A 14,212-nucleotide genomic window follows, 5' to 3' on the forward strand; every position below is an offset into this window, starting at 1 on the left:
TGAGGGCAAGTGCCATGCTGCGACGCCAGGCTCTGACTTTAGGTAGTTTGCTGCTGGGAGCAGTGACACTGGGCGGCTGGACGCTGTTCAAGCGCAAGGATCAGAGCCCGTTGCTGCTCTCGGCGCGCGATGACACCGATGGCAAGCACTATGCCGTCGGTTATCGGCTGGACGGCAGCCGGGTGTTCGCCACCGAGGTCGGCCAGCGCTGTCACGACATCATCAACCACCCGACGCTGCCGATTGCGCTGTTCGTCGCCCGCCGTCCGGGCACCGAAAGCTATCTGATCGACCTGCGCGACGGCACTTTGCTGCAAAACGTGACGTCGCAGCCGAACCGGCATTTCTACGGGCACGCGGTGGTGCACAAGGACGGTGAATACCTGTACGCCACCGAGAACGACACCCGCGATCCGGGCCGCGGCCTGCTTGGCGTGTACAAGTTTGAAGGCGAGCGGCTGGTGCACACCGGCGAGATTTCCACCCATGGCCTCGGCCCGCATCAGGTGTCATGGATGCCCGATGGCGAAACCCTGGTGGTGGCCAACGGCGGGATTCGTACCGAGGCGGAAAGCCGCGTCGACATGAACCTCGACGCCATGGAGCCGAGCCTGGTGCTGATGCAGCGCGACGGTACCCTGCTGAGCAAGGAAAACCTGGTCCAGCAGATGAACAGCGTGCGTCACCTGGGGATTGCCAGCGACGGCACCATCGTCGCCGGGCAGCAATTCATGGGGCCGTCCCATGAGCGCTCCGAACTGTTGGCGATCAAGCGTCCGGGCCTGCCGTTCGTGGCGTTCCCGGTGCCGGAGCATCAGTTGCAGTCGATGGGGCATTACACCGCCAGCGTCGCCGTGCACAGCGAACTGCGTCTGGTGGCGCTGACCGCACCGCGTGGCAACCGGTTCTTCATCTGGGACCTGGACAGCGGCGAAGTGCGCCTCGACGCCCCGCTGCCCGATTGCGCCGGCGTCGGTGCGGTGCAGGACGGTTTTGTCGTGACCTCGGGTCAGGGCCGTTGCCGCTACTACGATTGCCGCCAGGATGAACTGCTGGCCAAACCGCTGGATCTGCCGGCGGGGCTGTGGGACAACCATCTGCATTTGATGGCCTGACTCCTCTCCCCCGTGGCGAGGGGATTCATCCCCGATGGGTGGCGAAGCCACCCCAAAACCTGCAACCGCGGCCTGTCGATCAGCTCCTGCAGGATCCTTTGCGACTGCTGCGCAGCCGATCGGGGATAAATCCCCTCACCACAAGGTTTCTCCTTCATACCCTGCAAACACTGTCAGTTGGAATCCGCACCTGACTCGGAGTAATGTGCCCGACTGTCTCACCTGATTTATCCAAGGAACTGGAACTATGCTGCGTCGCCGCATGCTGATCATGTTGGGTGTTGTCTTGCTGATCGTCCTGATTTTGGGCGGGTACAAAGCCTTTTCGATCTACACCATGATCCAGGGCTTTTCCAAACCGAAACCGCCGATCAGTGTCGCCGTGGCCAGTGCCACCGAACAGCCGTGGCAGATGCGGCTGCCCACCGTCGGCTCGTTGAAGGCGCTGCAAGGCGTCGAGCTGAGCCTGGAAGTCGCCGGTACCGTTACCGAACTCAAATTCGAATCCGGACAGAAGGTCAAGGCCGGGCAACCGTTGCTGCAACTCGACAGCGCGGTCGAATCCGCCCTGCTGGAAACCGCCAGGGCCGACCTCGGTCTGGCGCAACTGGACTTCGGCCGTGGCAGTCAGTTGATCGACAGCCGCGCCATCTCCAAAGGGGAATACGACCGGCTCTCGGCGGTGCTGCAAAAGGAACGGGCCACGGTCAATCAGCTCAACGCAGCACTGGCGAAAAAACGCATGGTCGCGCCGTTCAGCGGCACCATCGGCATCCGCCATGTCGACATCGGCGACTACCTGGCCAGCGGCACCAAAATCGCCACCCTGCAGGACCTGAGCAGCCTTTACGCCGACTTCTACGTACCCGAGCAATCGATCCCGAAACTGGCGATCGGCCAACCGGTGCAGATCAGTGTCGCGGCCTATCCCGGGCAGAACTTCCCCGGCGCCATCAGCGCGATCAACCCGATTGTCGAAAGCACCACGCGCAATATTCTGGTGCGCGCCACCCTGGCCAACCCCGACGGCAAGTTGCTGCCGGGCATGTTCGCCAGCCTTGAGGTGTTGCTGCCCGATCCGCAGAAACACATCGTGGTGCCGGAAAGCGCGGTCACCTACACCCTGTACGGCAACTCGCTGTACGTGGTCGGGCAAAAGAAGGCCGAGGACGGCAGCGTCGAAAAAGACGACAAGGGCCAGCCGGTACTGATTGCCGAACGGCGCTTCATCGAGACCGGCGAACGCCGCGATGGCCTGGTGATGATCAACAAAGGCGTGCAAAACGGCGAACAGGTGGTGACCGCCGGCCAGATCAAACTGGACAACGGCGCGCACATTGCCATCAGCGACGACAAGACTCTCGGCGAGCAGAACAGTCCGCCTCGCGCCGACTGATCAAGGAATCCCCATGGCTTTTACCGATCCGTTCATCCGCCGTCCGGTGCTCGCCACCGTGGTCAGCCTGCTGATTGTGCTGCTGGGCTTTCAAGCCTGGAGCAAACTGCCGCTGCGCCAATATCCGCAAATGGAAAACGCCCTGATCACGGTGACCACCGCCTACCCCGGGGCCAACGCCGAGACCATTCAGGGCTACATCACCCAGCCGATGCAGCAGAGCCTGGCGAGTGCCGAAGGCATCGATTACATGACCTCGGTCAGCCGGCAGAACTTCTCGGTGATTTCGATTTACGCGCGCATCGGGGCCAACACCGACCGCCTGTTCACCGAACTGCTGGCCAAGGCCAACGAGGTGAAAAACAAGCTGCCGCAGGACGCCGAAGACCCGGTGCTGAGCAAGGAGTCGGCCGACGCCTCGGCGCTGATGTACATCAGCTTCTTCAGCAAGGACTTGAGCAACCCGCAGATCACCGACTACCTGTCGCGGGTGATCCAGCCAAAACTGGCGACCCTGCCGGGCATGGCCGAGGCGGAAATTCTCGGCAATCAGGTATTCGCCATGCGCCTGTGGCTCGACCCGGTGAAGCTCGCCGGTTTCGGCCTCAGCGCCAGCGACGTGACCAACGCCGTGCGCCAGTACAACTTCCTCTCCGCCGCCGGCGAGGTGAAGGGCGAGTACGTGGTCACCAGCATCAACGCCAACACCGAGCTCAAATCCGCCGAAGCCTTCGCCGCGATTCCGCTCAAGGTCAGTGGTGACAGCCGGGTGCTGCTCAGTGATGTCGCACGCGTGGAGATGGGTGCGGAAAACTACGATTCGATCAGCTCGTTCGGCGGCACGCCGTCGGTGTACATCGGCATCAAGGCTACGCCCGGGGCCAACCCGCTGGATGTGATCCGCGAAGTGCGCAAGCTGATGCCGGAACTCGAGGCCCAGTTGCCGCCCAACCTCAAGAGCGAAATCGCCTACGACGCCACCCTGTTCATTCAGGCCTCGATCGACGAAGTGGTGAAAACCCTGTTCGAAGCGGTGCTGATCGTGATCGTGGTGGTGTTCCTGTTCCTTGGTGCACTGCGCTCGGTGGTGATCCCGGTGGTGACCATACCGTTGTCGATGATCGGCGTGATGTTCTTCATGCAGATGATGGGCTACTCGATCAACCTGCTGACCCTGCTGGCGATGGTTCTGGCCATCGGGCTGGTGGTGGATGACGCGATTGTCGTGGTGGAGAACATCCATCGCCATATCGAGGAAGGCAAGTCGCCGCTGGAGGCCGCCCTCGAAGGTGCGCGGGAAATCGCCATGCCGGTGGTGTCGATGACCATAACCCTGGCAGCGGTGTATGCACCGATCGGTTTCCTCACCGGGCTGACCGGGGCCTTGTTCAAGGAATTCGCCCTGACCCTGGCCGGCGCCGTGGTGATTTCCGGGGTCGTCGCGCTGACCCTGTCGCCGATGATGTGCGCCCTGCTGCTGCGTCACGAGGAAAACCCCAGTGGCCTGGCGCATCGCCTCGACCGCATCTTCGACGGTCTTAAACGCCGCTATCAGAGCGTGTTGCACGGCACACTCGACACCCGCCCGGTGGTGCTGGTGTTTGCGGTGATCGTGCTCTGTTTGATTCCGGTGTTCCTCAAGTTCACCAAGTCGGAACTGGCGCCGGATGAGGACCAGGGCATCATTTTCATGATGGCCAGCGCGCCGCAGCCAACCAACCTCGATTACCTGAACACCTACACCGACGAGTTCATCAAGATCTTCAAGGAGTTCCCGGAGTACTACTCTTCGTTCCAGATCAACGGCTACAACGGTGTGCAATCGGGCATCGGCGGCTTCCTGCTCAAACCCTGGAACGAACGCAGCCGCACGCAGATGCAGATCCTGCCTGAGGTGCAGGGCAAACTCGGCGCGATCCCGGGCCTGCAGATCTTCGGTTTCAACCTGCCCTCCCTGCCTGGTACCGGTGAAGGCTTGCCGTTCGAATTCGTGGTCAACACCGCCAATGACTACGAACTGCTGTTGCAAGTGGCCGAGCGGATCAAGAAGCGCGCCATGGAGTCGGGCAAGTTCGCCTTCGTCGACCTCGACCTGGCCTTCGACAAGCCGGAAGTGGTGGTCGACATCGACCGCGCCAAGGCCGCACAGATGGGCGTATCGATGCAGGATCTGGGCGGCACCCTGGCGACGTTGCTGGGTGAGGCGGAAATCAATCGGTTCACCATCGAAGGCCGCAGCTACAAGGTGATTGCCCAGGTCGAGCGGCCGTTTCGCGAAAACCCCGGCTGGCTGAATAATTACTACGTGAAAAACGACCAGGGCGAGCTGCTGCCACTGTCGACCCTGATCAAGGTCAGCGACCGGGCGCGACCGCGACAGCTCAATCAGTTCCAGCAACTCAACGCCGCGAAGATCTCCGGATTCCCGTTGGTCAGCATGGGTGAAGCCATCGATACGGTATTGCAGATCGCCCGCGAAGAAGCGCCCGCCGGTTTTGCTTTCGACTACGGTGGCGCCTCGCGTCAGTACGTGCAGGAAGGCAGCGCCCTGTGGGTAACTTTCGCCCTGGCGCTGGCGATCATTTTCCTGGTGCTGGCGGCGCAGTTCGAAAGTTTTCGCGATCCGCTGGTGATTCTGGTGACGGTGCCGCTGTCGATCTGCGGGGCATTGATTCCGCTGTTCCTCGGCTGGTCGAGCATGAACATCTACACCCAGGTCGGGCTGGTGACGCTGATCGGCCTGATCAGCAAACACGGGATCCTGATCGTCGAGTTCGCCAACCAGCTGCGCAAGGACAAAGGCCTGACTGCGCGCGAAGCGGTCGAGGAAGCGGCGGCAATCCGTTTGCGCCCGGTGCTGATGACCACAGCGGCGATGGTGTTCGGCATGGTGCCGCTGATTCTGGCGACCGGTGCCGGTGCGGTCAGCCGGTTCGATATCGGTATGGTGATTGCCACCGGGATGTCGATCGGCACCTTGTTTACGCTGTTTGTGCTGCCGTGTATCTACACGCTGCTGGCAAAGCCCGATCCGCAAGAAACCACATAACCCCTGTGGGAGCGGGCTTGCTCGCGAAGGCGGTGTGTCAGGTAACAACTATGTCGTCTGACACACCGCCTTCGCGAGCAAGCCCGCTCCCACAGGGGACGGTGTGATCCCGAAGACACGCCATAAAAAAAGGCCTCGCATCTGCGAGGCCTTTTATTTTGGCTTCAATCGGTTCAACTTTGCGGCCTCATCCCTTGAGAAAGTCCGAACATGAACAGCAACAAATCATGATCGGGTTTAGTCGCCACGGAGGCTTTCGCCACCCGTGGTACTGCGCAGTGTGCATCGCCCGTAGTGGCTCCGATCACCTGCATGCGGGGCTGCTCCCAGGCAGCCACCGCCAATGAAGCAACTGCCAAGGCGCCAACCAAAAACAAACCTCGTGCAATTTCGAGTTTCATCGCTATAAACCTTTGATAGCGCTGCCAAACGCCGTCTCGTAAAAGTAGACGAGTTTTTTCCAGTCGGTGTCGCTGAACGACGAATGGCGACGCAATTGCTTCATATCATGGGAGGCCGCGCGATAAGCGGTCAGACGCTGGCGGCATTTTTCCAGGTCGATCAATGCCACTTCGACCTGCGCCGCATCGCCCTCGCCGGTCACCCGAACGAATACGTGTTTGATGTAGATACAGCTATGTTGCCAGCGGCCCTTGTGCATACGTGCGAGGTTTTCCGCGAGGTCTTTGAGGACGCGTTCATAGACGGCTTCACCGTATTGCGCACGACCGCCAGCGGCTTCCCACTTTTCCAGCTCGTCGAAACCGTCCAGCGACTTGGTCACCAGCAGCGCTCGCCATTTGTATTGCGGATCAGGCTGCGCACCGCAGAAGACGATTTGCGGTACCCGCACGCCGAGACGGCTGACACCGGTCAGGGCATCCAGCTCACGCAATACCGTTGGACGGCCGAAAGGATGCAGCCAACTGCGGTAGATATGCCCGGTCTGACGCTTGGCATATAGCAACTGTCCATCACTGCCCACCACTCGTTGCACACCACTTTCCCCACCCCGGCGAACGTTGGGCTCTTCCACCCATTCACCGCGCTGGTTCCAGTAGTAGTCGAAGCGATCCTTGGGAGCGACTTCCGTTTCTGCTGCTATTTGCACCGCCATCCTGTTACCTCTTGCGTAATACGTAAACCCGCCACATGGCATAGAGCGGAATAAAGTCCAGTTGTTCCTGAATGCGAAAACCTGCTTCTTCGAATTCTTTTTCCACAGTTTCGGCCGGTAACACAAAGCGGTTCTGGTAACCCTCCTGCCCACGGCGTTTCTCGGCGCGCTTGCGTTTCCAGGCTTTGAAATTACCGTCTACCCATAACGAAATGATCACGCTGTCACGGGTGACACGCTCGAATTCGCGCAAAATCGCCCGCCGGTGCTCGGCCTCACCGATGTGATGCAGCAAACGCATGCAGAAAATGCTGTCGACAGCGTTATCCGGCAAGGCAATGTCGAACGCTGAGGTGTGCAAGGGCTGTACCCGCTTCACCACATCGGCCGGTTGCGACTGCATTGCGGTGTTGATCATCGACTCGGAATTGTCCGCGCCAATGATCACCCGGTTGGGTTTTTCCGCCAGCAACGGCCAGAAACGTCCGGCGCCGCATGGCAGGTCAAGCACCAGCCCTGGCTCGCCGGCCAACGTCAGCGCCTTGCGGGCCAGTTGCTCGTCGCGCCAATGAGACAACCGACGACCGAGACCGTCCTGATGCTTGCGCAAATATTTTTGCGCATGCTGGTCATCGTACTTTTCGGAAAAATCGAGCTTGATCGGTCGGCTCATCATCGGGACTCCTGAATAACTGATGCCCCTACCATAGGTAATGGCATGTCAGCGTCAGGTCGTCCCTTTGTGAAAATTACGTCAGGTAAACCTGCAAACTATTACAGGGTTTTACAGGGAGAAAGCAATAGCGCGGGGCCATCAATGCTGTTCAGCGCGGCCCCAGCGTCACTTCAAAGCGGCAGCCGTTGGGCTGCATGGTGCTCAACGTCACCTCCCAACCCTGGTTTTCGCAGATCCGCTGCACCAGCGACAAGCCCAACCCCAAGCCTTCGCCGCGCTTTTCATTGCCACGCACAAAGGGCTGGAACATCGCTTCACGTTTTTCCTCGGGGATGCCGACCCCGGAATCCTCGACGACAAAGCCGTTGTCATTCAGGGTCAGGCGAATGAAGCCCTGCTCGGTGTAGTGACAGGCGTTGCGCAGCAGATTGCCCATGACCGCGCTGAGCAGCGTGGCATTGAAGCGGGTATCCGGCGGATGGCCCGGCTCGTACAGCAGGCGCAGGCCTTTGGCCTCGATGGGGCCGCGCCAGATGCTCAACAGGCCATCGGCCACTTGAGAGATATTCTGCTGCGGCGCGGACCCGGCGTCCTCACGCTGGGCGCGGGCAAGCATCAGGAATGTCTGCACCAGCTCGCGCATTTCCTCGCTGGCCCGGGCGATACGCTCGACCTGAGCCCGGCCGCGCTGGTCCAGCGCCGGATTCTCCAGGAGCAATTCGCAGGAGCTGGCCAACACCATCAACGGCGTGCGCAGTTCGTGACTGACGTCGCTGGTGAACAGTCGCTCGCGGGTCAATGCCTGACGCAATCGCCCCAGCGTGGCGTCGAACGCCACCGCCAGTTCGCCGACTTCGTCAGCCGCATAATCCGGGGCCAGTGGCGGTGCCAGACCGAGCAACTGGTCGCGGTGCCGCACTTGCCGTGCCAGGCGCACTACCGGCGCCATGACCTTGCGCGCCAGCACCCAGCCGAGGAACACCGCCAGCGCCAGGCTGAGCACGAAGCCCACCAGCACCACGGCGAACAGGATGCGCTCACGCTCTTCGAAATCGCTTTGATCCTGCAGCAGCACATAACGACGACCGTCGACGACCTCAACCATCGCGTGATACGACAGCTGTTCGCGGAACACTTCGTGGAAACCCGCATCGAGATGGCGCAGGTCCTTGGGCAGCTCGAAATCCCCCGGGCCGCCGCTGAAGTAGAACAACTGATCCGGTTCCGGACGATGGCTCCAGTCCGAGACATTGTCCATCAGCAGCAGGCGCTGCAGATCGCCGCCCAGCCCGGCCGAAATCAGTTTCTCCTCGACCAGGTGCACGGTCGCCACAATGCCCATGGCAAAGGCCCCGGCCACCAGCGCACTCATCAACGCAAAGGCGATGATGATCCGCTGGGAAAGGCTTTGCTTAAACTCCATCTCGCCCCTCGGCCAGGCGATAGCCCACGCCGTGCACGGTCTGCAACAACGGTTTGGCGAAAGGCTTGTCGATCACCTGACGCAATTGGTGGACGTGGCTGCGCAAGCTGTCGCTGTCCGGGCAGTCATCGCCCCACAACGCTTCTTCGAGAATTTCCCGACGCAGCACGTGCGGGCTCTTCTGCATCAGCACCGCTAGCAGTTTCAGGCCGACCGGGTTGAGCTTGAGCAGCTTGCCCTCGCGGGTCACTTCGAGGGTGTCGAGGTCGTAGCTCAGGTCGCCGACCTGCAGCGCGCGACGTCCGCCGCCCTGGGTACGGCGCATGACCGCCTCGACCCGCGCTGCCAGTTCGGACAACGCGAATGGCTTGACCAGATAATCATCGGCGCCGGACTTGAAGCCTTGCAGGCGGTCGTCGAGTTGATCACGAGCGGTGAGCATGATCACCGGCGTGTCGCGCCGGGCATCTTCGCGCAGGCGCTTGCACAGGGTGTAGCCGTCGATCCCCGGCAGCATGATGTCGAGCACGATCAGGTCGTAATGCTCGGTGGCAGCCAGATGCAGGCCCGACAAGCCGTCCTGGGCGCAATCGACGGTGTAGCCTTTGAGTCCCAGGTAATCGGCCAGGTTGGCCAGGATATCGCGGTTGTCTTCGACCAATAGAATTCGCATTGGCATTCCTCCGTACAGTAACGGCCATCGTGGCCCGCGCAGCTTAAGGCCAACACGGTTTGAGAGCTAGGCCGTCACGCGCCCAATTCTGATCGCCCGGGCAAATTGAATACCTAACAAAGTTTTCACAATCGATTCACAACCTGAATACAGCGGTGGCCGGAGACTCGCGCGTCATTGATATCAGGAAATCGAGACAATGGACTCTTTGAAGACCGCGCCGATGCGCTTTCTGCTGCTGATCACCGGCGTCTGGCTGGTAATTTTTCTTCTGACCCGAGCGGTTTTGCTGCTGACGCACCTGGATGAGGCCGGTGGTTTTGCCCTTTCCGTGTTCGGTATCGGCGCGCTCTATGACCTGGGGTTTCTTGCCTACGCGGCCCTGCCGCTGGGCCTGTACCTGCTGCTGTGCCCGCCGGGCCTGTGGCGCCGTCGCGGGCATCGCGGCTTCCTGCGTGTGCTGCTGACCGTCAGCCTGTTCGCCATGCTGTTCGTGGCGGTGGCCGAATGGCTGTTCTGGGACGAATTCGGCGTGCGCTTCAACTTCATCGCCGTCGACTACCTGGTGTATTCCGACGAGGTGCTGAACAACGTCCTCGAGTCGTACCCGATCGGCAAACTGCTGAGCCTTCTCGGGGTGCTGGCCGTGGTCATCAGCGTTGCCCTGCGCAAGCCGTTCAACACCGCCATGAATGCCCCGCTGCCGCCTTTGCGCACCCGTCTGCTCAACGCCTTGGGGCTGTTGATCGTTGCGGGCCTGAGCCTGCAACTGCTCAGCCAGGACGCCCCGCGCGCCCAGGGTGGCAACGCTTACCAGAACGAACTGGCGAGCAACGGTCCGTATCAGTTCTTCGCGGCGTTCCGTAACAATGAGCTGGACTACGCGCAGTTCTACAAGAGCCTGCCAGCGGAAAAGGTCGCCGGTCAGATCCGTGCCGAGCTCAATGAAAGCAACGCCCGCTTCATCGGCCAGGACCCGCAGGACATCCGCCGGGTGATCGACAATCCAGGCACCGCGCGCAAACCGAACATTGTGCTGGTGACCATCGAAAGCCTGAGCGCCAAGTACCTGGGCAGTAACGGTGACGGCCGCAACCTGACGCCCAACCTCGACGCCTTGCGCAAGCAGAGCCTGTACTTCAACAACTTCTACGCCACTGGCACCCGCACCGACCGCGGTCTGGAAGCCATCACCCTGGCTATCCCGCCGACGCCCGGCCGTTCGATCGTCAAGCGCATCGGCCGTGAAAGCGGTTTCGCCAGCCTCGGCCAACAGCTGAGTGCCGTTGGCTACGACAGCGTGTTCGTCTACGGCGGACGCGGTTATTTCGATAACATGAACGCGTTCTTCAGCGGCAACGGCTATCGCGTCGTCGACCAGAGCAGCGTCGATGAAGCCGAGATCCACTTCAAGAACGCCTGGGGCATGGCCGACGAGGATCTGTATCGTCAGACGCTGAAACTGGCCGATGCCGATTACGCCAAGCAGCAACCGTTCCTGCTGCAGTTGATGACTACCTCCAACCACCGGCCTTACACCTATCCGGACAACCGGATCGACATCAAGTCCGGCAACGGCCGTGATGGCGCGGTGAAGTACACCGACTACGCGATTGGTCAGTTCCTCGAGCAGGCGCGGCAGAAACCGTGGTTCGACAACACGATCTTCATTTTCGTCGCCGACCACACCGCGGGCAGCGCCGGCAAAGAAGACTTGCCGATCACCAACTATCAGATTCCGCTGTTCATCTACGCGCCGAAAATGATCGAGGCTCGCGAAAGCGCGCAACTGGCCAGCCAGATCGACTTGGCTCCGACGCTGCTGGGCTTGCTCAATCTGGACTACACCTCGACATTCTTCGGGCGCAACCTGTTGCAGGACAATCCGCTGCCACCGCGCGTGGTGGTCGGCAACTACCAGCATCTTGGCCTGTTCGACGGCAAGGATCTGGCGATCCTCAGTCCGCGCCAGGGCTTGCGCCGTCACGACGATGCGCTGACCGAGAGCCGTGAGTCGCGGGTCAGCAGCGACGATCCGCTGATCAGCCGGGCGATCACCTATTACCAGACCGCCAGTTACGGTTTCAAACAGCAGTTGTTGAGCTGGAAAACCCCCGACAACGCTGCGCAAGTCAGCGACCGTTAACAGAAACGCCCCGGGCTGATGCACCGGGGCGTTTTCCTTTATTCAGGATTGGCTCATGTCATCATCCGCTGTACATCACTCTTCCCGCCCCCTCAATTGGTGGTTTTGCCTGGGCATTCCTGCTGCGGCGGCGATCATCCTGGTGCTGCTGGAACTGACCGATCTGGACATGGCTCTGGCCCGAGTGTTTTATGATCCGGTCGCTGGCGATTTCATCGGGCGCTACAGTTTCTTCCTTGAGGACATCGTTCATGATCGCGCCAAGGAAGCGGTGATCGTATTTTCGGTGTTGGCGATACTCGGCTTCATCGGGGCATTTTTTCTGCAACGGCTCAAACCATTCAAGCGTGAACTGGGCTGCCTGGTGCTGTCACTCGGCCTCGCCACCTCATTCGTCAGCCCGCTGAAAACAATCACCGCCGTGCAGTGCCCGTGGAGTCTGGAGCAGTTCGGCGGTCACGAAACTTATAGCAAATTGCTGCAGCCTCGCCCGCCGACCGACAAACCCGGCCGCTGCTGGCCCGGCGGCCACGCCTCTACCGGCTTCAGCCTGTTTGCGCTGTTCTTCGTGCTGCGCGACCGGCGCCCGCGTCTTGCACGCCAGGCGTTGGTCTTTGCCGTCGCACTGGGTTCGGTGTTTTCGATCAGCCGAATGATGCAGGGCGCGCATTTCTTCTCGCACAACGTGTGGACGGCGATCTTCTGCTGGCTGATTTGCCTGGGGTCGTATTACTGGCTGCTGTATCGCCCGGCAGTGAAGACAGAGGCGGTCAAGGCACAACCCGCTACTACCTGATTGAAGTTCGAAAGATCGCAGCCTTCGGCAGCGCCTGCAGGCTCATCGATCTCGCAGAGGCTGTCGAAGGCTGCGAGTTTTTGCCTTTTGATCGTTCCTGAGGCAATAAAAAACCCCGCCTGCTCATCGCAGGCGGGGTTTTTCGTTTCGGGGTAAGGCTGGCTTACATCATGCCGCCCATGCCACCCATGCCGCCCATGTCTGGCATACCGCCGCCAGCTGCACCTTCTTTCTTCGGTGCATCAGCAACAGCAGCTTCGGTGGTCAGGATCAGACCGCCGATCGACGCTGCAGCCTGCAGAGCGGAACGGGTTACCTTGGTTGGGTCCAGGATGCCCATTTCGATCATGTCGCCGTATTCGCCGGAAGCAGCGTTGTAACCGAAGTTACCTTTGCCGTTCTTCACTTCGTTGACGACTACGCTTGGCTCGTCACCGGAGTTGGCAGCGATCTGACGCAGCGGCGCTTCAACAGCGCGACGCAGCACAGCGATACCGACGTTCTGGTCAGCGTTGTCGCCGGTCAGTTGGGTCAGCGCTTCCAGAGCACGGATCAGCGCAACGCCACCGCCAGGTACCACGCCTTCTTCAACGGCTGCACGGGTAGCGTGCAGGGCGTCTTCAACGCGGGCCTTCTTCTCTTTCATTTCAACTTCGGAACCAGCACCAACCTTGATCACTGCTACGCCGCCGGACAGCTTGGCCAGACGCTCTTGCAGTTTTTCACGGTCGTAGTCCGAGGAAGTTTCGGCAACCTGGGCACGGATCTGAGCGATACGCGCTTCGATGTCGCCCTGTACGCCAGCACCGTCAACGATGATGGTGTTTTCCTTGGACAGGGTGACACGCTTGGCGTTACCCAGGTGTTCCAGAGTGGTGCTTTCCAGGCTCAGGCCGATCTCTTCGGAGATCACGGTACCGCCGGTCAGAACGGCGATGTCCTGCAGCATGGCCTTGCGACGGTCGCCGAAGCCTGGCGCCTTGACGGCTGCGACTTTGACGATGCCACGCATGTTGTTCACCACCAGAGTCGCCAGGGCTTCGCCTTCAACGTCTTCGGCAACGATCAGCAGTGGGCGGCCGGCTTTGGCAACGGCTTCCAGCACTGGCAGCATTTCGCGGATGTTCGAGATCTTCTTGTCGACCAGCAGGATCAGCGGGCCGTCGAGCTCGGCGACCATGGTGTCCGGCTTGTTGACGAAGTACGGGGACAGGTAGCCACGGTCGAACTGCATGCCTTCTACAACCGACAGTTCGTTTTCCAGGCCCGAGCCTTCTTCGACGGTGATCACGCCTTCTTTACCGACTTTTTCCATGGCTTCGGCAATGATGTCGCCGATGGAGTTGTCGGAGTTGGCGGAGATGGTGCCGACCTGAGCGATCGCCTTGGTGTCAGCGCATGGCTTGGACAGGGCTTTGAGCTCTTTGACGATGGCGATGGTCGCTTTGTCGATACCGCGCTTCAGGTCCATCGGGTTCATGCCGGCAGCGACGGCTTTCAGGCCTTCGTTGACGATCGACTGAGCCAGAACGGTGGCAGTGGTAGTACCGTCACCGGCGTCATCGTTGGCACGGGAGGCAACGTCTTTGACCAGCTGCGCGCCCATGTTTTCGAAGCGATCTTCGAGTTCGATTTCCTTGGCGACGGAAACGCCGTCCTTGGTGATGGTCGGAGCGCCGAAGCTCTTCTCGAGAATCACGTTACGGCCTTTTGGGCCCAGGGTCGCTTTTACCGCGTCAGCCAGAACGTTGACGCCTTTGAGCATCTTGGAGCGAGCGGCATCGCCGAACTTAACTTCTTTAGCAGCCATGATCGATATTC

General features: G+C 60.5%; 11 protein-coding genes. 5 read left to right on the forward strand and 6 right to left on the reverse strand.

Going from position 1 to position 14,212, the window contains the following annotated elements:
- Positions 1 to 14: 14 nt before the first annotated feature.
- The 3 genes from ACXR0M_RS14005 (at position 15) to ACXR0M_RS14015 (ending at position 5,560) form a co-directional block, all read left to right on the forward strand.
- A complete protein-coding gene (locus ACXR0M_RS14005) occupies positions 15 to 1,115 on the forward strand; it encodes a DUF1513 domain-containing protein (RefSeq protein ID WP_458832415.1) in 1,101 nt (366 codons plus the stop codon).
- A gap of 247 nt (positions 1,116 to 1,362) precedes the next feature.
- Positions 1,363 to 2,511, forward strand: coding sequence for an efflux RND transporter periplasmic adaptor subunit (locus ACXR0M_RS14010; protein ID WP_458832416.1), 1,149 nt, complete (start codon positions 1,363 to 1,365; stop codon positions 2,509 to 2,511).
- Positions 2,512 to 2,524: 13 nt separating this feature from the next.
- Entirely contained in the window at positions 2,525 to 5,560 is a 3,036-nt protein-coding gene (locus ACXR0M_RS14015) for a multidrug efflux RND transporter permease subunit (protein WP_458832417.1), read from the forward strand.
- A gap of 173 nt (positions 5,561 to 5,733) precedes the next feature.
- On the opposite strand, the gene ACXR0M_RS14020 is transcribed toward ACXR0M_RS14015, so the two are convergent.
- The 5 genes from ACXR0M_RS14020 to colR form a co-directional block, all read right to left on the reverse strand.
- Positions 5,734 to 5,961 (reverse strand): hypothetical protein, encoded by a 228-nt coding sequence (locus tag ACXR0M_RS14020; RefSeq protein WP_025111684.1) that lies wholly within the window; start codon positions 5,959 to 5,961, stop codon positions 5,734 to 5,736.
- A gap of 2 nt (positions 5,962 to 5,963) precedes the next feature.
- Positions 5,964 to 6,677: a lipopolysaccharide kinase InaA family protein gene (locus ACXR0M_RS14025; RefSeq protein WP_458832418.1), complete on the reverse strand. Its 714-nt coding sequence runs from the start codon at positions 6,675 to 6,677 to the stop codon at positions 5,964 to 5,966.
- A gap of 4 nt (positions 6,678 to 6,681) precedes the next feature.
- Positions 6,682 to 7,350 carry a class I SAM-dependent methyltransferase gene (locus ACXR0M_RS14030; protein WP_458832419.1) on the reverse strand — a complete coding sequence of 223 codons (669 nt, stop codon included), beginning with the start codon at positions 7,348 to 7,350 and terminating at the stop codon, positions 6,682 to 6,684.
- Positions 7,351 to 7,501: 151 nt separating this feature from the next.
- Positions 7,502 to 8,776, reverse strand: coding sequence for a sensor histidine kinase (locus ACXR0M_RS14035; RefSeq protein ID WP_458832420.1), 1,275 nt, complete (start codon positions 8,774 to 8,776; stop codon positions 7,502 to 7,504).
- Complete coding sequence (colR, locus tag ACXR0M_RS14040; RefSeq protein WP_041068401.1) at positions 8,766 to 9,449, reverse strand: two-component system response regulator ColR; 684 nt, start codon at positions 9,447 to 9,449, stop codon at positions 8,766 to 8,768. Before colR ends, ACXR0M_RS14035 begins: the two co-directional genes overlap by 11 nt.
- Positions 9,450 to 9,648: 199 nt before the next feature.
- On the opposite strand from colR, the gene ACXR0M_RS14045 reads away from it, so the two are divergent.
- Positions 9,649 to 11,595: an LTA synthase family protein gene (locus tag ACXR0M_RS14045; protein WP_458832421.1), complete on the forward strand. Its 1,947-nt coding sequence runs from the start codon at positions 9,649 to 9,651 to the stop codon at positions 11,593 to 11,595.
- Between the two features lie 55 nt (positions 11,596 to 11,650).
- On the forward strand, positions 11,651 to 12,391 hold the full coding sequence (locus tag ACXR0M_RS14050; RefSeq protein WP_458832422.1) for a phosphatase PAP2 family protein: 741 nt from the start codon (positions 11,651 to 11,653) through the stop codon (positions 12,389 to 12,391).
- 163 nt (positions 12,392 to 12,554) lie between these two features.
- Here the strand turns inward: ACXR0M_RS14050 and groL are convergent, their stop codons facing one another.
- Complete coding sequence (gene groL, locus ACXR0M_RS14055; protein ID WP_458832423.1) at positions 12,555 to 14,201, reverse strand: chaperonin GroEL; 1,647 nt, start codon at positions 14,199 to 14,201, stop codon at positions 12,555 to 12,557.
- Positions 14,202 to 14,212 lie beyond the last annotated feature (11 nt).

The sequence above is a fragment of the Pseudomonas sp. Eth.TT006 genome (assembly GCF_054456575.1).